The organism is Staphylococcus sp. FSL W8-1268 (assembly GCF_038003965.1).
GTDB classification, from domain to species: Bacteria; Bacillota; Bacilli; order Staphylococcales; family Staphylococcaceae; genus Staphylococcus; species Staphylococcus hominis.
This window is the reverse complement of the sequence record NZ_JBBOQE010000001.1, coordinates 846,984-863,328: the sequence shown is the minus strand read 5'-3', so window position 1 is coordinate 863,328 and position 16,345 is coordinate 846,984. Positions and strand designations below refer to the sequence as shown.

The following is a 16,345-nucleotide window of genomic DNA, read 5'->3' as shown; positions in this document are numbered from 1 at the left end:
AAAGTTATTAATTTAAATGTCTCGTTTAGCAGCATAAAGTACATCAGCGATAAATAAAATAACAATAGATGCAATAGAAATGAACCATTGCCAATCCGTAAATTTAATACTACCTGATGATGATTTTTCTGTTAAGTAACTAAAAGGTATATATTTGAGTGATTTTTGAATATTATCGCCCCATTCAGGGATTAAACCTAAAAATGGTTGTAAAAATGGTACGATAAACACTAAAAAGATACCTAATGTAAAAATGACTGCTGGTTTTTGTACAATTAAAGTAATTAAGAATAATAATAGTCCAAAAAATAGTAAAAAGATAAGATAGAACCAAATATTTGTTAGGAATTTATCTCCATTTAAATTTTTACCATCTGTAAAAGTTTGAATAACTAAAAGTGTAACATACGTGATAAGTGTAAATATGAACGAAAAAATAATAATCGAAATCGTTTTTGCTATCACATAACCTACTCTATTTTTCACTTTATTCATATAAAGTTGAATCGTTCCTTGAGAATAGTCACGTGTAATTGTTTTAATAACAACAAGTAAACCAAAGAATAGAAACATCCAATTTGCCATTGGTAATATCATTGAATAATCGACTTTATCAGTATTTTTTGCTAATAGTACAGTCATTGCTGTGATGATACCCCAAATACATATAAGCGCGATATATGTTAAATAACTTTTTAAAAAACTTAATATATCATATTTAACTAATTGTAAACTCTTCATTTAATGGTCACCTCTTTGATTAATATTAAAGTACGTATCTCGAAGCGAATTTTTACGTGTTTCAATATATTTAGGATACACATTAATATGTGCGAGCGCTTTAAGCAATGTTCGATAATCTCGTTCTGCTTTAATAAGAATTTCTCCATTTTGTTTATAAGAATGAATAACATTAAAATGTTCTTGTAAATAATTTAGCGCTTGATCAAAATCATCATTGTCCAACGTAATAGAGGTACTTTCTTCTGCACTACCATCTTTCATATTGACATCTTGAACGAAATGTCCATCTCTTAAAAAGACAGCTCTATCACAAATTAATTCGATGTCTTCTAATTTATGACTTGAAATAAGAATTTTCATATTTAATTCATTTACTAAAGATTGTATCGTTTCTAGAACATCGATTGAGCCATCTGGATCCATGCCATTGGTCGGTTCATCCAAAATAAGATATTTTGGTTTATTCATTAATGATACAGCAATCGCTAATTTTTGTTTCATACCCATTGAATATTTTTTAACTTTTTTCTTAATATAGGGACGCATACCAAAAGCATCTATAATTTTATCTGAATATGCTTTATCAAATCCTTGACCAAGCACCTGAGCAAAGAGTCTTAAATTATAAAGTCCTGTTTTATTATCATAAAGTTTTGGATGTTCAATGAGATAGCCAATATTTTCATCATCTTTTAAATTAACTTTACCTTTGTAATTAATAATATTTCCATTCATCACTTTCATCAGTGTAGTTTTACCCACACCGTTTTTACCAATGAGTCCTACAATTTTGCTATCTCCAAAATCAAAATCTATATTGTCTAAAACATTATTATTACCGTATGTTTTAGTAATATTTTCTAATTTCATAAAAGTCCTCCTTTTTTCTAGCGACGATTAACACGTGCTATTTGAATAAAATAATTTATAACTAGCCAAATCACACTTATAATAACTAATCCAATACTTAAATATTTATTAAATACATTTGGATCAAGTGCATTATGAAAGATAAATAAATTAATAGTCAAAAAGATAAATGCAATTGCCATCGGTATAGCAAGTACCATTAAAATAATATAAACAGTGTAAGAAATATATTCTCTTTTTCTTTCTGTACTTTTACTAAAGGCAATAGGAATGCTAAATAAATTTACACTTAAAAATGAAAGTGCTGTCGAATAACGCAACTCATTTACCTGAATATTTGTTGATTGAAAATTATATAATCCAATAATCAATGTTCCTAAAATCGTTAATATAATACATGTCAGATAATTTGCATTAAGCAATTCTTTCTTAGTTATTGGTAAACTTTCATAAAAAAGATACGACTCTTTTCCACCTAACCGTCTATGTACTCTAAATAATTGTCCTGAATCTAAAATGCTTATAATCATTAATGTAATGGCAAGTGGAATATATACAACGAAACCATAACTTGTTTTTGAAAAAAATAGTGTATAAATAGGATTAATAACAATAAGCACTAAATAAATGATAAGTGTCCAACGTCTTAACTTAAAATTTCTTATTATTAGTTGCTTCATGCCATCAACCCATTTCTATTTGGAGTTTCAACATCATTAGTTTCTTTCATTTTCTCAAGGTAAATCATTAATTCTTCAATCGTTGGATGTTTTATTTCAACTTGTTTTCCAAATAATTCCTTAAATGCTTGACCATGTTTTGTAAAACCGACATAACCTGTATGCTTTTCTTCTTTATATAAAAGGAGTTGATTTAATTCATCATCTAAATCTTTGTTATCACCTTTTACGATAAAATATTCCTCTTTTATATCATCACAATAGCCTTCAAGTACAAGATTGCCTGTTTTTATATATACAAGATAATCTGCTATTTTTTCTAAGTCTGAAATAATATGAGTCGAAATAAAAACCGTTTTATTTTCATCTATTAATTCTTGCTGCAATATTTCTAGAACTTCATTTCTTACAATTGGATCTAAACCTGCTGTTGGTTCATCTAATATAAATAACTCAGCGTGGTGACTTAAAGCAATGGCTAAAGATAACTTCATTTTCATTCCACTAGAGAAATGCTTAATTTTAAGATGACTTGGTATATTGAATTGCTCTAAATACTGATGGAATATATGACTATCCCACTTAGAATAAAAAGGAGAAATCATATTTTCTAGTTTTTTTATATTCCATTGTTGGTTGAAATAAATTTCTGAGTAAACAAAACCAATTTTATTTTTAATCCATTTTGCTGATTCTTTCATTTGTCGTCCTAAGATTTTAATTTCTCCAGTATTAGGTTCAAGTAAATCCATCATTAATCGAATCATTGTTGTCTTGCCAGCACCATTACTCCCAATAAAGCCCGTAACAAATCCTTGAGGAATACTGAATGAAAGATCTTTGATTTGGAAAGTTTTAGTGTTATAACTTACGTGTTTAACTTCAATCGCTTTCATTCATCTTCCTCCTCGTAAATTAAAGCTAAAACTTCATTTAATTCTTTTAGAGGCATACCAATTGTTTTTGCTTCTTTTACCATGGAACGTGCAAGATGTTCAATTACAAAAAATTGTTTTTCTTTTAAAATTGAACTGTCTTGTTCTTTTACGAATGTTCCTTTACCTCTTATTGTTGTGACAAACCCTTCTTTTTCCAAATCTTCATAGGCACGCTTTGTTGTAATTAAACTGACTTGCAAATCTTTCGCCAGTTCCCTCATAGATGGTAAGTGACTTCCAGCTTCAACGTAACCTTTTAATATATTTTCTTTAATTTGTTGTTTAATTTGTTCATAAATGGGCTGTTCACTGGTGTTTTTTAGAATAACTTTCATTTATGTCCCCCTTTACAACTGTATATAAATAATATATACAGTATATACAGATTTGTAAAGTGAATTAATAAAAATAAGATAAAATCAGTATTCTTAAGACATAAATTGTATATACACTATAAACATAGTTAAACAAAAAAACTATGATACAGTATTACAGTGGTAATTGCATCATAGTTTTCATATGTTACTTTTTATTTTTACGTCTGTCATTGCTACGATTAATAAATGCACATATCATAAACATAATGGCAGCCAATAATAACTTTATACCTTGACTTTCATGTCCAGTGGCTTGTAGATAATATCCAATGACAAACAAAACAATAGCTAAACCTACAAAAATTTTTGTTAGGTGTTTCATCATTTTTAGTCACCTCATTATAATAATTATATCAAATTTTTTATTTTATATGCATTAATCATTTATTTAATTAAAATTGAATTGTATATGTTCTATGTTAAGATAGTGTTATATCCACAAATTGCATTACACCCCCTAACTTGCCACATCAAGTTAAGGGGTTTTTGTGTAAGGTCATCTTATTTATTTTTCCACTTAGTTTCTAACCAAACTCGAAATATAATCAGCATACTCCCTGTTATAAGCGTGACTAAACTTTCTAATAACCACGACATTACACTACACCTCCACAAAGTAAAGTGTCATATCTCATGATGACCTATATATATTTTAACACACAAACAGAACATACGTTCCGTTTACGGATAAAAACACTTCTCTGCTTTATTTTTTATTAGAAAACTTTATATTTTGTTTAATTCAAGATAATATATAATGTGAATAACAATTTAAAGCGAGGTTATGAAAATGAATCCTTTAGCACAACATTTAAACGATCAACTAGGCGATGACCGTCCTGAAATATTAAGCATGTTATCGACATTAGGTCAATCTATGTTTTATCCCAAAGGTATTCTGTCTCAGTCTGCAGAAGCTAAATCAACAAAATACAATGCAACAATTGGTATGGCAACTAATGATAAAGGAAAAATGTATGCAGACACATTATTTGATGTCTACAATCATCTTTCGCCTGATGAGATTTTCCCATATGCTCCGCCACAAGGAATTGAAACTTTAAGAGATTTATGGCAACAAAAAATGTTAAAAGAAAATCCTAGTTTAAAAGCTTCATCTATAAGCCGTCCGATCGTGACGAATGCATTAACCCATGGTTTATCTTTAGTTGCTGACTTATTTGTAAATGATGAAGATACAATTTTATTACCAACACATAACTGGGGAAACTATAAACTTATTTTTAATACAAGACATAAGGCAAATATTGAAACTTATGCTATTTTCGATCAAGATGGACATTATACAACAAACTCACTTGTATCTACTTTAGATAATTTTAAACAAGATAAAGCTATTATTATCTTAAACTATCCTAATAATCCAACTGGCTATACACCTACTAAAGAAGAAGTTCGTACAATTGTCTCAGCAATTGAACGCTTAGCAGAAAAAGGAACTAAGGTGATTACAGTCGTAGATGATGCATACTATGGTTTATTTTATGAAGATGTCTATACACAATCTATTTTTACTGCAATTACTCAATTAGATTCAAAAAATATTTTACCGATACGCCTTGACGGTGCAACTAAAGAATTTTTTGCTTGGGGTTTACGTGTTGGCTTTCTTACATTTGGATTAAGTAATCAAAAAGCTAAAGACGTATTAGAGGCTAAAGTTAAAGGATTAATTAGAAGTAATATTTCAAGTGGAGCAATGCCTTCTCAAAGTGCAATTAAATATATACTAGAGAATCATGAACAATTTGATAAAGAAATTCAAGCTAATGTAAAAACATTACAAGAACGTTATGAAGTAACAAAAGAAGTGGTTTATGATGAAAAATATAAACAACATTGGCAAGCATATGATTTTAACTCTGGATACTTTATGGCACTTAAAGTAATCGGTGTTAACCCAGAAAAACTTCGTGTTCATTTAATCGATAACTATTCAATTGGTATTATTGCACTTAATGATACAGATATTCGTATTGCTTTTAGTTGTGTTGAAAAAAACGATATTCCACATGTTTTTGATTCTATTGCTAAAGCAATTGATGACTTAAAATAACATAAAAGTATAATAGCGAGAGACCTAACCAGGAAGGTTCTCGCTATTTTTTAATGACTTGTAATAAAATCTAACAATTTAAACATTACTTCTTTATTCTCTCTTGGTACTTCTTGGTTAAGAATCTGGTCTGGCGTTTGATTTAATACGGAATCAAACACGTATGGAGCATCATTCATGACAATCTCTTTTATATCATGACAAAATGAAATTGTAGTCCGATAATATTATTATTCAAAATAAATCCTTGATTTTTTAAATATTGACTTGAAAATAATAATTGTGCATTTTTAGGTATATAAAATGTTTCTTCATGCCAATGTAATGCCATCAATTCTTTTGGAATATTAGGAATGATGGATGACTCACGATAAACTTTATTCCAACCGACTTCTTTTACTGGAGATTTTCCTACAGTATATCCTAGGGCTTTAGTAATTTGTTGAGCGCCAAAACATATACCAAATATTGGCTTATTTTGCTGTATTAAATTGCGAATTAATTCTCGTTCTTCAAAAATCCATTTATCCTCATTATTAGGACTCATGGGTCCTCCTAAAATAATAAGTAAATCTGTTTCTTTAACATTGGGAAGGATACCACTATTAAAATAAGGATGATAAATATATAATTCATGGTGATGCTCGGTAGCCCAATCTCTGATAACTCCAGGACCTTCATTAGGGGTATGTTGTAAAATATTAATCCTCATTGTTGATTCTCCTTTAAAAGTCAATGTTTATTTATATCTTTGCTATCATTATACTTCGAAACACTTAAAATAAATACTATAAAAATTATATAATTTTTATATTTAAAAAACTTTTATAAGCACTCCAATATATAAAAGGAATCTAAGACAATCATTTTTTGCCATAGACTCCAATATAAAACTCATACTTTTCTATTTTCTATTAAGTCACTATAGTATTTAATAGGGTTCATTCTATCTTTCCATCTAATATAAATCAGTGTTCCACCATGTTTTTTGAGTTTTTCATTACTAGCACCACGTTCAAATGAAGACGCTAGTTCAATATTCATATTAGGATTAACATTTAATAATTTTGCATACCATTTAACCCATACATCACCTTTGACTAGATCATTTTGAATTAACTAATCAATATTTCAGTACAGATTCACTTTATAATCAAAACCGTCAGAAAATTAAATAACAACATAAATATAAAAAGCAAGAATTCTTTTATCACTATATTAATCTATATTATTATTTTGATTATTAAATTTAGCATTTTTATTTATTATCTTTTTTTCAATTTGTATATTAAATAAAATTGTTAAAAATCAAAAGATGTAAAATTTCGACAAGTTTTATGTAAAAATTGTTCAAATTATATTTAAAGATATCAGTGAAATTAAATAAGTAATTAAAGAATATATCTACTTTTTTAATACAAAAAACTAACATTAAAAATGGCTGATTTTGCATAAAACAAAACCAACCATATCTTTTAATTATTTACTTGTCTATTTGACTGAGCGCACTTCAAAATGAACTTATCAGTCTTTTTATTATATTTTCTAAATTTCTATAACCATGACCAGTAAAAACACAAAACATTGATATATCAACATTTATAGGTGTTTTTACATCATACCTGGCATACCACCCATTGCAGCATTGTCATTACTTTCAGGTTCTGGAATATTTGCAACTACCGCTTCAGTAGTTAAGAACATTGCAGCAACACTTGCAGCGTGTTGTAAAGCTGAACGTGTTACCTTAGTAGGATCTACAATACCTTCTTCAAGCATATTCACCCACTCGTTTGTAGCAGCATTGAATCCGACACCTGCATCAGCATGTTTAAGTCTTTCAACAATAACTGAACCTTCTAATCCAGCATTTTCAGCAATTTGGCGTACTGGTGCTGATAAAGCTTTAAGTACAATATTAACACCTGTCGCAACATCGCCTTCCGCTTCTATTTCTTCAACTTTATTATAGATATTAACTAAAGCTGTACCACCACCTGCAACAATACCTTCTTCAACTGCAGCGCGTGTAGAATTTAATGCATCTTCAATACGTAATTTACGTTCTTTTAATTCTGTTTCAGAAGCAGCACCTACTTTTATCACTGCTACACCACCAGCTAATTTAGCAAGACGTTCTTGTAATTTTTCTCTATCAAAGTCTGAATCAGTTTCTTCAATTTGTGCTTTGATTTGACTTACTCGTGCATCAATACTGTTATCGTCTCCATCACCATCAACAACAGTTGTATTATCTTTTGTTACTTCTACTTTATTTGCAGTACCTAACATATCAATCGAAGCATCTTTTAATTCTAATCCTAAATCATCTGTAATCACTGTTGCACCAGTCAATATTGCTAAATCTTCTAACATTGCTTTACGACGATCACCAAAGCCAGGTGCTTTAACAGCTACAGCAGTGAAAGTACCTCTCATGCGGTTTAATACAATATTTGTTAATGCATCACCTTCAACTTCATCTGCCACGATTAAGATTGGTCGGCTTGATTGAACAACTTGTTCTAATAAAGGTAATATATCTTGGAATGATGAAATTTTCTTATCTGTAACTAAAATATATGGTCTTTCTAATTCCGCAATCATTTTATCAGAATCTGTTACCATATATGGAGATTGATAACCTCTATCAAATTGCATACCTTCTACAACTTCTAATTCCGTATCAAGTCCATTAGATTCTTCAATTGTAATAACACCGTCATTACCTACTTTATCCATTGCTTCAGAAATATATTTACCAATTTCTTCATCAGCAGCAGAAATTGCACCTACTTGTGCGATTTCATTTTTATTTTCAACTTTTTGAGAAATGTCATGTAATGCTTCAACTGCTACTCTGACTGCTTTATCAATGCCTTCACGTAAACCAACTGGATTTGCACCACTTGTTACGTTTTTCAAACCTTCTTGAATCATTGCTTGTGCTAATACTGTAGCAGTTGTAGTACCATCACCAGCAATTTCATTTGTTTTATTTGCTACTTCTTGAACTAACTTAGCACCCATATTTTCATATGGATCTTCTAATTCAATTTCTTTGGCAATTGTTACACCATCGTTTGTAATTAAAGGTGCAACATATTCTTTATCTAATACAACATTTCGACCTTTAGGACCAATTGTTACTTTAACAGCGTTTGCTAATTTATCCACACCACGTAACATTGCTTGTCGTGCATCTTCTGAAAATTTAAGATCTTTAGCCATTTATACAACCTCCATTAATATTAATCCTGTTTTTCGACAATTTTATATAGTTATTTTTACTTTTCTATAATTGCTAATATATCTTCTACATTTAAAATTAAATAGCTTTCTTCTCCACGTTTAATCTCTGATCCAGCATATTCTTGAAATACTACTGAATCACCTTCTTTTACTTCGGGAGCAACTGTCTCACCATTATCAAGAAGACGTCCGCTGCCTACTGCAACTACAACACCTTCGTTAGATTTTTCTTTTGCGCTATCAGTTAAAACGATTCCACTTTTAGTTGTTTGTTCTTGTTCTTTTCTTTCGATAATCACACGATTTCCTAATGGTTTAAGCATGATTGTTCCTCCTTAGCAGGGTCTATTTAGCACTTTAATATAATGAGTGCTAATCTAATTTTTATAATAATCAAATTTGGTCAATATTTCAAGTAAAAACTCTCTCTTACTTTTGTACATCTGAGTTTTTTACGATAAAATAAGAATAATTGATATTTAATCTGGAGGTTTCAAATGGCAAGAATTTGGGTGGCAATACTAACATTAATTATATATGCTTTAGCACAATTTTTACCCTTAGTTCTAGCACAAACGCCTATATTTAGTCGTTTATCAGGTATGGCTTTAGCTAGGGCTGGGGTGTATACTCAAGTTATCTTATTTATACTTGCAGCAATTTTAATCATCTTTTTTCATTTCAAAATTAAGAATCCTACAAACTTAGAGCAAGAACATAAAGAATCAAAACGTTATATTATCCCATGGGCTATACTTGGCTTTTTCATAGTTATGTTATATCAAGTTATTGTAGGTGTGATTAACATATGGATTTTCGGTCAACCACAACAAAGTCCAAATACTCAACGAATAATGGCTGTAGCAAAACAACTTCCTATTTTTATTATATTAATTTCTGTTGTAGGCCCTATTTTAGAAGAATATGTATTTAGAAAAGTGTTCTTTGGTGAACTATATGATCGAATTAAAGGAAATAGAATCATTGCCTTCTTAATTGCTTCTACCGTAAGTTCTTTACTTTTTGCATTAGCGCATAATGATATTAAATTTATTCTTATTTATTTTGGTATGGGGATGATACTTTCGTTAGCTTATACTTTAACAAAACGAATTTCTGTGCCGATACTTATTCATATATTTCAAAATGGCTTCGTTGTAGTAATGCAATTTTTCCTTGGCGATTCATTAAATCATTTGAAACAACAAACTCAATTTATTATTCACTTGTGTAATTAGCACATAATTTATCTTAATAAATAAAAGCATCGAATGCTCTAGACATTTGATGCTTTTACTTTTTTTTCGTTTTTAAATTTTGATATCCATAAATTATCATTACAGTGGAAGATATTAAAATTAAAGTAGGAATCAGTATCATATTCAAAGTTTTTATATATGATTTTGATTCTGTTTTTTTATGAGAAGAAGTAATGACTTTTTTATGTTGTTCTTCTTCTTCTTCATCCTTATGAATTGTTTTTGGCTTTTTTAAATCAGGCATAGAGCCAATGTCACTTGTAATTAATGATAAAACTTGCTCATCTAAATTTTTATAATATTCTTTAGCATTAAGTGGATTAAAATATTGAAATCTAAAGTATTGAGAATCCTCTTGTAATATATTTAGATTTTGATTATCAAATTTTTGTTTCTTAATTAAACGATTAAAATCTTTATTTGTTATCTTTTCACCATTATCATCTAAATGATTAATCTTATTAATAATATAAGGGTTGTACTTATAAGCACCTTTTGCATATTGATTAAACCTATTTAAGATATTTTCTGAAAATCTTGACTCTATTTGATATGCATTTCGATAAGTGGATTCTTTTCCTCTATCACTTTGGAAATATAGATTATTTTGCTTTAAATGTGTTGGTTCAAAATTATTATGATTGTTTTCAACTAGTTGTCGTGAAACCAATTGGTTAAACATTGTTTTGGAAATACTATTTTGAGACTTATCCTTTTGATAAGTAGTTTTTGAGTAAACATTGGATGAAGTATTATTATTATATGGTTGTATGATTTGATTTTGTTTCGACTTCATTGATTTAGACCTTACATTTTGATGTTCTTCTTGCTTAAAAATAGTTGAATCATCATTTTTATAATTTTTACTTTTTTGTGCTGTTTTATATTTAGTATGATTTTTTTCTTTAGAAGATGACGTATTATTTTTATGAATATGTTCTATTCCACTCTTTTGTTGATTCTTATCATTAACTTTTTCTTTTTTTAGTTCTTCAAGGCTATTAGTTTCGTCGCTTTCTTTTCGTGATTCTTCTGCTGTTGATTTTTCTGTGCTATTAGTCTCGTCGCTTTCTTGTTGGGACTCTTCTACTGTTGATTTTTCTTTACTGTTAGTCTCGTCACTTTCTTGTTGGGACTCTTCTGCTGCTGATTTTTCTGTGCCATTAGTCTCGTCGCTTTCTTTTCGTGACTCTTCTACTGTTGATTTTTCTTTACTGTTAGTCTCGTCACTTTCTTGTTGTGATTCTTCTACTGCTGATTTTTCTTTACTGTTAGTCTCGTTGCTTTCTTGTTGTGACTCTTCTACTGTTGATTTTTCTTTACTGTTAGTCTCGTCACTTTCTTGTTGGGACTCTTCTGCTGCTGATTTTTCTTTACTGTTAGTCTCGTCACTTTCTTGTTGTGACTCTTCTACTGCTGATTTTTCTTTACTGTTAGTCTCGTCGCTTTCTTGATGTATATTTTCTATTTTTGGTTCTTCTGTGTTGCTAGTTTCATCACTAGTATAATTAAATTTTTTTATGTTTTCCTTACTTAGTTTAATTTTAGATTGCTGAGTATCAGAATTTATTTGTGAGTTTACTTTCTGATCTACGCCTTCACTCTCTATATTAGAAGAGGTTTCAGCATAACTATAGTGACTGAATATAGTTGCACTTATAGCAAAAATAAGACTTGTTCGAATAACTTTTTGTTTTATCATTCTGAGACCTCCTCTTATTTTTAACAATTTTAGTATAAAGAAATAAAAAATATCATGCATGTATATAAACAAATTGATAAAAAACATTAATATTTATGAAATTTTTGTTATATAATAATTTACTTATTCTAGTATAAATTTTATACAAGAAATATATTAAAAAAAGGAGATTATAAGATGGAATTATTTGATAAAGAAAACACAAAACCATTTCTAACTGAAATTGAAAATAGACGTACAATTTATAAAACTAAAACATCTATTTCTATTAGTGATGAAGAATTAGAGGAAATGATTGAACATATTGTAAAATACATGCCTTCAGCTTTTAATTCACAATCAACACGTATTGTTTTGTTACTTAATGATCAACATATTAAATTCTGGGAAAATGCTAAAACTGTACTTAAAGATGTAATGGGACCAGATCGTGACTTTGAACCTACAAATCAAAGAATTAATGGTTTCGAGCATGCCTACGGAACTATTTTATATTTTGAAGATGAAGATGTGATAAAATCATTACAAGAACAAATGCCATCATATGCTGATAATTTTGCTAACTGGGCTGTTCAAACAAATGCTATGCATCAATACGCAATTTGGACTGCACTAAGTTCAAAAGGTATCGGTGCATCGTTACAACACTATAATCCACTAGTTGATCAAGTTACAACACAAACATTTGATATTCCAGCATCATGGAAACTTGTAGCACAAATGCCATTTGGTGATATTGAAGAACAAGCTGGTGAAAAAGAAATTCACCCTACTGATCAACGATTTATTATTAAAAAATAATAAATTTAAACTTATCAATGAAGTACATTACAATTAAGTTATTTTACTTTAATTGTAATGTGCTTCATTTTGCTTTTCCTAGCCAAATTTAGTAAATTGAAATTATTAAGCAGGTTGAGGAGTGGTTAAAGTGAAAATACAAATATTCCAATTTCATGTCGAATATGGAAATGTTGAGAAAAATGAACAAAAAATTTCAGAATGGTTTAATACTCAATTAGATGATGATACTGAAGTTGTTGTGTTACCAGAAATGTGGAACAATGGCTATGCTTTAGAAGAATTAAATGAAAAAGCAGATCAAGCATTATCACGTAGTTTTCCTTTTATTTCGAATCTTGCTCAAACATATCAAGTTGACATCGTCGCAGGATCTGTTTCAAATAAACAAAATAATAAAGTTTATAATACTGCTTTTACTGTCTCTAAAAAAGGTCGTCGTATTAACAAATATGATAAAGTTCATTTAGTTCCAATGCTAAATGAACCAGAATTTTTAGAGGATGGAAAAACAGTTCCAGAACCATTTGCTTTATCATCAGGTGCTCTCGCCACTCAAATTATATGCTATGACTTAAGATTCCCTGAATTGCTAAGATATCCATCTAGAGAAGGTGCTCAAATCGCATTTTATGTCGCTGAATGGCCAACATCTCGACTTAATCATTGGAGAAACTTACTTCAAGCTAGAGCTATAGAAAATGATATTTTTATCGTCGCATGTAATGGCACAGGTCATGATGGAAATACTGAATACGCTGGACATTCAATGGTTATCAATCCTAATGGAGATATTCTTGTTGAGTTAAACAGAGAAGAAGATACTATTTCAGTTGATATCAACATTCAAGAAGTATCACGTCAAAGAGATGCTATTCCAATCTTTAGAAATTTAAAACCTCATTTATATAAATAAAAAAAGTCGTGAGCTTGGGAGAGACTCACGACTTTTAATTAAGGGAATGTTTTACAGTTATTTTTCAATCTTTTGGGGATGTTATTAATTATGAAAAATTACATTGCATAACAATGTTATGATAGCTTGCATATTGAAAATAATTACCTTCTATTCAGAATAGCTAAGTTAATTATTTTCTACTGAGTTAACACTTCAGCGAGTCTTATGCATTTCTCATCAATAAGTTGGGATAGCTTATTAATGAATGGAACTACACGAAGAAATAAATAAATGAAATATTTTACTATGAAAATCGATATTATCGAATAACCCATTGGTCTCGATCATCACAAATACATAGTCAAATTACACAAACATTCCTTACAACTCATCGATAAATCAACTTTTAATTTCGCAACTACTAACAAAATCAAAAAAAGATTTATTCGAATAAAACAAAGACTAACAATTTAAAGACTAAGATTATTAAGTTGATATCACTTTAATGTGATATGAGTATATTAAAACATAACATTCATTTAAGTAATTAAAAATTTCTTAACTTGCAACTTTTTCTACTAAACTGTTTATTTTTATATGGTAAAATATGAGTTATCGAATTACTTTAACAGTTAAGTATTAAATTTTAACAGTTAAGCATTATTTTACAGACTAATTGCGCAAAATTGTATAATATAGTCAAGGAGAGTGGCACAATATTGAAAGCAATTGATGATAAAATTGAGCACTTTGCATCTTATTTACAGAAGAAAAACAACCTTGATCATATCCAATTCTTAAAAGTACGATTAGGCATGCAAGTGGTTGTTAGTAATATTGCTAAAACAATTGTGACATATGGTGCTGCGCTCATATTCCATACATTTTTGTATACTTTAATCACACACATTAGTTATTTTTTAATTCGACACAATGCACACGGGGCGCATGCAAAGTCTACTTTGCTATGCCATATTCAAAATTTAATCTTATTTGTTGGTTTACCATGGCTCATTGCTTACTATCATATTAATATGGGTATCATGTATAGTGTTAGTGGCCTTGCATTATTACTGATTATTATTTATGCACCAGCTGCCACTAAGAAACAACCCATACCCGAACGACTAAAACCTCGCAAAAAAATAAAGTCTATTATTTTAGTAGTGGTTTTAATCATTATTTCTATTATAGTACCAGAGCCATATAAACAATTAATTTTATTAGGTATGATACTTGAAAGTACAACACTATTACCATTCTTTTTTCCTAAGGAGGATTATTAATTATGACATTTATTACAGATTTATTCATTAAACTATTCTCATTAATCTTAGAAACTGTTGGTACACTTGCTTCATATAATGTATGTGGTGGTTATTTCGATGAACCTGAAGTTCCTAAAGAATTAACTGATCTTAATAGATAAAATTTAGAAAGTGTGTGACGTATGGATTTATTATCAAATGTACCTTTAGCACTTTTTCAAGGATTTTTATTATTTTTAATTTCAAAAATAATTTTAGATATTAAATATACTTTAAGGGATTATTTAATCATTTTAACGATTATAATCCCTTCTGCTTTTTTTTATTATTATTTAGGAAGTATTTCTGTTTTATATTTATTAATTGGTTGTGGAATTTTCCTATATTGTAAAGTTAAGTGGTACTCGATTATTACAGTTTTAAGTAGTGCTATTTTAATGTTTTTAAGTAATTTCATTGCTTTTATACTTGTAATAATTTTTCAAAAATTTATTAATAATAATACCTATTTAGATTTATCGTATATAAGTATATTTACTTTAGTTTCTATACTTATATCTTTTACATTTAAATCTCTACTTAAAAAATTAAAAATGTCTTATTTATCTATTAATAAGACTTACTTAACTATTATTTCAATTGTTTTAATTCTTTCATTTATAATTTTATATATTTATTCTCAAGTACCTAAAGTTAATAATGCTTCTTTAAAAATTTATGGGCTAATTTTTATTGGAATAATTATATTTTTTATCACCTTAATCATTATAATTTCTAGATATACATTACGTGAACTTCGATACAGACGTAATATGGAAGAAATTGAAACGTATTATGAATACACACTACAAATAGAATCGATTAATAATGAAATGCGTAAGTTTAGACATGATTATGTCAATATTCTTACTACAATGTCAGAATACATAAGAGAAAATGATATGGATGGTTTAAAGACATATTTTAATGATAATATTGTTCCTATGAAAGATAACCTTCAAATGAACTCAATCAAAATTAATGGTACGGATAATTTAAAAGTGCGTGCTATTAAAGGATTGATAACAACTAAAATTTTACAAGCTCAAGAAAAAAATATACCTATTAGTATTGAGGTGCCAGAGTTAATTGATCATATTGAGATGAATACGGTTGATTTAAGTCGTATCATTGGGATTATCATTGATAACGCTATTGAGGCTTCAGAAGAATTAGAAGATGCCTTAATTAGAATTGCATTTATCAATGTCGAAACGTCAGTCATGTTTATTGTTATGAATAAATGTAAAGAAGATATGCCGAAAATCCATGAATTATTTCAAGACTCCTTTTCAACTAAAGGAGATAACAGAGGACTTGGTCTAACGACTTTAAAAGAAATTACTGATACTACTGAAAACGTGTTACTTGATACGACTATAGAAAATGGCTACTTCGTTCAAAAAGTAGAAATTATAAATAATATGCCATAAGGATGTG

The 16,345-nt window shown here is 28.8% G+C and carries 18 protein-coding genes and 1 pseudogene; 7 read left to right on the top strand and 12 right to left on the bottom strand.

Features of this window, described 5'->3' with window-relative positions; genetic code table 11:
* Window positions 1-12: 12 nt before the first annotated feature.
* The 7 genes from pmtD to NST64_RS04355 all read right to left on the bottom strand — a co-directional run bounded on the left by pmtD (window position 13) and on the right by NST64_RS04355 (window position 4,206).
* Complete coding sequence (gene pmtD, locus NST64_RS04385) at window positions 13-741, bottom strand: phenol-soluble modulin export ABC transporter permease subunit PmtD (RefSeq protein ID WP_049417660.1); 729 nt, start codon at window positions 739-741, stop codon at window positions 13-15.
* The gene (gene pmtC, locus NST64_RS04380) at window positions 742-1,614 is read right to left on the bottom strand and encodes a phenol-soluble modulin export ABC transporter ATP-binding protein PmtC (protein WP_002450019.1); all 873 of its coding nucleotides are present in this window, start codon (window positions 1,612-1,614) and stop codon (window positions 742-744) included.
* A 17-nt stretch (window positions 1,615-1,631) separates the two neighbouring features.
* On the bottom strand, window positions 1,632-2,294 hold the full coding sequence (gene pmtB, locus NST64_RS04375) for a phenol-soluble modulin export ABC transporter permease subunit PmtB (RefSeq protein ID WP_002450044.1): 663 nt from the start codon (window positions 2,292-2,294) through the stop codon (window positions 1,632-1,634).
* Window positions 2,291-3,190, bottom strand: coding sequence for a phenol-soluble modulin export ABC transporter ATP-binding protein PmtA (pmtA, locus tag NST64_RS04370; RefSeq protein ID WP_002455100.1), 900 nt, complete (start codon window positions 3,188-3,190; stop codon window positions 2,291-2,293). The genes pmtB and pmtA overlap by 4 nt, the downstream gene beginning before the upstream one ends.
* Window positions 3,187-3,567 carry a PSM export ABC transporter transcriptional regulator PmtR gene (gene pmtR, locus NST64_RS04365; protein ID WP_002450053.1) on the bottom strand — a complete coding sequence of 127 codons (381 nt, stop codon included), beginning with the start codon at window positions 3,565-3,567 and terminating at the stop codon, window positions 3,187-3,189. The genes pmtA and pmtR overlap by 4 nt, the downstream gene beginning before the upstream one ends.
* Before the next feature lie 187 nt (window positions 3,568-3,754).
* A complete protein-coding gene (locus NST64_RS04360; RefSeq protein WP_002455099.1) occupies window positions 3,755-3,931 on the bottom strand; it encodes an SE1626 family protein in 177 nt (58 codons plus the stop codon).
* Between the two features lie 179 nt (window positions 3,932-4,110).
* The gene (locus tag NST64_RS04355) at window positions 4,111-4,206 is read right to left on the bottom strand and encodes a Trp-rich small protein (RefSeq protein ID WP_087437185.1); all 96 of its coding nucleotides are present in this window, start codon (window positions 4,204-4,206) and stop codon (window positions 4,111-4,113) included.
* Window positions 4,207-4,399: 193 nt separating this feature from the next.
* On the opposite strand from NST64_RS04355, the gene NST64_RS04350 reads away from it, so the two are divergent.
* A complete protein-coding gene (locus NST64_RS04350) occupies window positions 4,400-5,686 on the top strand; it encodes an aminotransferase class I/II-fold pyridoxal phosphate-dependent enzyme (RefSeq protein WP_002450049.1) in 1,287 nt (428 codons plus the stop codon).
* A 50-nt stretch (window positions 5,687-5,736) separates the two neighbouring features.
* On the opposite strand, the pseudogene NST64_RS04345 reads toward NST64_RS04350, so the two are convergent.
* From NST64_RS04345 to groES, 4 genes and pseudogenes are all read right to left on the bottom strand, one after another.
* A pseudogene (locus NST64_RS04345) lies at window positions 5,737-6,398 on the bottom strand (type 1 glutamine amidotransferase).
* 182 nt (window positions 6,399-6,580) lie between these two features.
* Complete coding sequence (locus NST64_RS04340; RefSeq protein ID WP_002455097.1) at window positions 6,581-6,730, bottom strand: hypothetical protein; 150 nt, start codon at window positions 6,728-6,730, stop codon at window positions 6,581-6,583.
* A 567-nt stretch (window positions 6,731-7,297) separates the two neighbouring features.
* Window positions 7,298-8,917: a chaperonin GroEL gene (groL, locus tag NST64_RS04335; RefSeq protein ID WP_002450059.1), complete on the bottom strand. Its 1,620-nt coding sequence runs from the start codon at window positions 8,915-8,917 to the stop codon at window positions 7,298-7,300.
* Window positions 8,918-8,973: 56 nt separating this feature from the next.
* On the bottom strand, window positions 8,974-9,261 hold the full coding sequence (groES, locus tag NST64_RS04330) for a co-chaperone GroES (RefSeq protein WP_002450026.1): 288 nt from the start codon (window positions 9,259-9,261) through the stop codon (window positions 8,974-8,976).
* A 174-nt stretch (window positions 9,262-9,435) separates the two neighbouring features.
* On the opposite strand from groES, the gene mroQ reads away from it, so the two are divergent.
* Window positions 9,436-10,176, top strand: a complete 741-nt coding sequence (gene mroQ / locus NST64_RS04325) for an intramembrane glutamic endopeptidase MroQ (protein WP_002450067.1) — start codon at window positions 9,436-9,438, stop codon at window positions 10,174-10,176.
* Window positions 10,177-10,231: 55 nt separating this feature from the next.
* On the opposite strand, the gene NST64_RS04320 is transcribed toward mroQ, so the two are convergent.
* Window positions 10,232-11,899 carry an SdrH family protein gene (locus NST64_RS04320; RefSeq protein WP_340731095.1) on the bottom strand — a complete coding sequence of 556 codons (1,668 nt, stop codon included), beginning with the start codon at window positions 11,897-11,899 and terminating at the stop codon, window positions 10,232-10,234.
* A 177-nt stretch (window positions 11,900-12,076) separates the two neighbouring features.
* On the opposite strand from NST64_RS04320, the gene NST64_RS04315 reads away from it, so the two are divergent.
* From NST64_RS04315 to agrC, 5 genes are all read left to right on the top strand, one after another.
* Entirely contained in the window at window positions 12,077-12,700 is a 624-nt protein-coding gene (locus NST64_RS04315) for a nitroreductase family protein (protein WP_002455092.1), read from the top strand.
* Window positions 12,701-12,830: 130 nt separating this feature from the next.
* Window positions 12,831-13,616: a carbon-nitrogen family hydrolase gene (locus tag NST64_RS04310; RefSeq protein ID WP_002455091.1), complete on the top strand. Its 786-nt coding sequence runs from the start codon at window positions 12,831-12,833 to the stop codon at window positions 13,614-13,616.
* A 701-nt stretch (window positions 13,617-14,317) separates the two neighbouring features.
* A complete protein-coding gene (locus NST64_RS04305; protein WP_002455090.1) occupies window positions 14,318-14,884 on the top strand; it encodes an accessory gene regulator AgrB in 567 nt (188 codons plus the stop codon).
* A gap of 2 nt (window positions 14,885-14,886) precedes the next feature.
* Entirely contained in the window at window positions 14,887-15,027 is a 141-nt protein-coding gene (agrD, locus tag NST64_RS04300; protein ID WP_002488089.1) for a cyclic lactone autoinducer peptide AgrD, read from the top strand.
* Between the two features lie 21 nt (window positions 15,028-15,048).
* Window positions 15,049-16,338, top strand: a complete 1,290-nt coding sequence (gene agrC, locus NST64_RS04295) for a quorum-sensing sensor histidine kinase AgrC (protein ID WP_049382327.1) — start codon at window positions 15,049-15,051, stop codon at window positions 16,336-16,338.
* Window positions 16,339-16,345 lie beyond the last annotated feature (7 nt).

Bases quoted from the DNA above. Each gene is read 5' to 3' on its own strand.
- NST64_RS04340 (WP_002455097.1), bottom strand. From the start codon at position 6,730: ATGAATATTGAACTAGCGTCTTCATTTGAACGTGGTGCTAGTAATGAA.
- pmtD (WP_049417660.1), bottom strand. From the start codon at position 741: ATGAAGAGTTTACAATTAGTTAAATATGATATATTAAGTTTTTTAAAA.
- NST64_RS04360 (WP_002455099.1), bottom strand. From the start codon at position 3,931: ATGAAACACCTAACAAAAATTTTTGTAGGTTTAGCTATTGTTTTGTTT.
- groL (WP_002450059.1), bottom strand. From the start codon at position 8,917: ATGGCTAAAGATCTTAAATTTTCAGAAGATGCACGACAAGCAATGTTA.
- NST64_RS04315 (WP_002455092.1), top strand. From the start codon at position 12,077: ATGGAATTATTTGATAAAGAAAACACAAAACCATTTCTAACTGAAATT.
- mroQ (WP_002450067.1), top strand. From the start codon at position 9,436: ATGGCAAGAATTTGGGTGGCAATACTAACATTAATTATATATGCTTTA.
- pmtB (WP_002450044.1), bottom strand. From the start codon at position 2,294: ATGAAGCAACTAATAATAAGAAATTTTAAGTTAAGACGTTGGACACTT.
- NST64_RS04320 (WP_340731095.1), bottom strand. From the start codon at position 11,899: ATGATAAAACAAAAAGTTATTCGAACAAGTCTTATTTTTGCTATAAGT.
- NST64_RS04355 (WP_087437185.1), bottom strand. From the start codon at position 4,206: ATGTCGTGGTTATTAGAAAGTTTAGTCACGCTTATAACAGGGAGTATG.
- NST64_RS04350 (WP_002450049.1), top strand. From the start codon at position 4,400: ATGAATCCTTTAGCACAACATTTAAACGATCAACTAGGCGATGACCGT.
- agrC (WP_049382327.1), top strand. From the start codon at position 15,049: ATGGATTTATTATCAAATGTACCTTTAGCACTTTTTCAAGGATTTTTA.
- pmtA (WP_002455100.1), bottom strand. From the start codon at position 3,190: ATGAAAGCGATTGAAGTTAAACACGTAAGTTATAACACTAAAACTTTC.
- pmtC (WP_002450019.1), bottom strand. From the start codon at position 1,614: ATGAAATTAGAAAATATTACTAAAACATACGGTAATAATAATGTTTTA.
- groES (WP_002450026.1), bottom strand. From the start codon at position 9,261: ATGCTTAAACCATTAGGAAATCGTGTGATTATCGAAAGAAAAGAACAA.
- agrD (WP_002488089.1), top strand. From the start codon at position 14,887: ATGACATTTATTACAGATTTATTCATTAAACTATTCTCATTAATCTTA.
- pmtR (WP_002450053.1), bottom strand. From the start codon at position 3,567: ATGAAAGTTATTCTAAAAAACACCAGTGAACAGCCCATTTATGAACAA.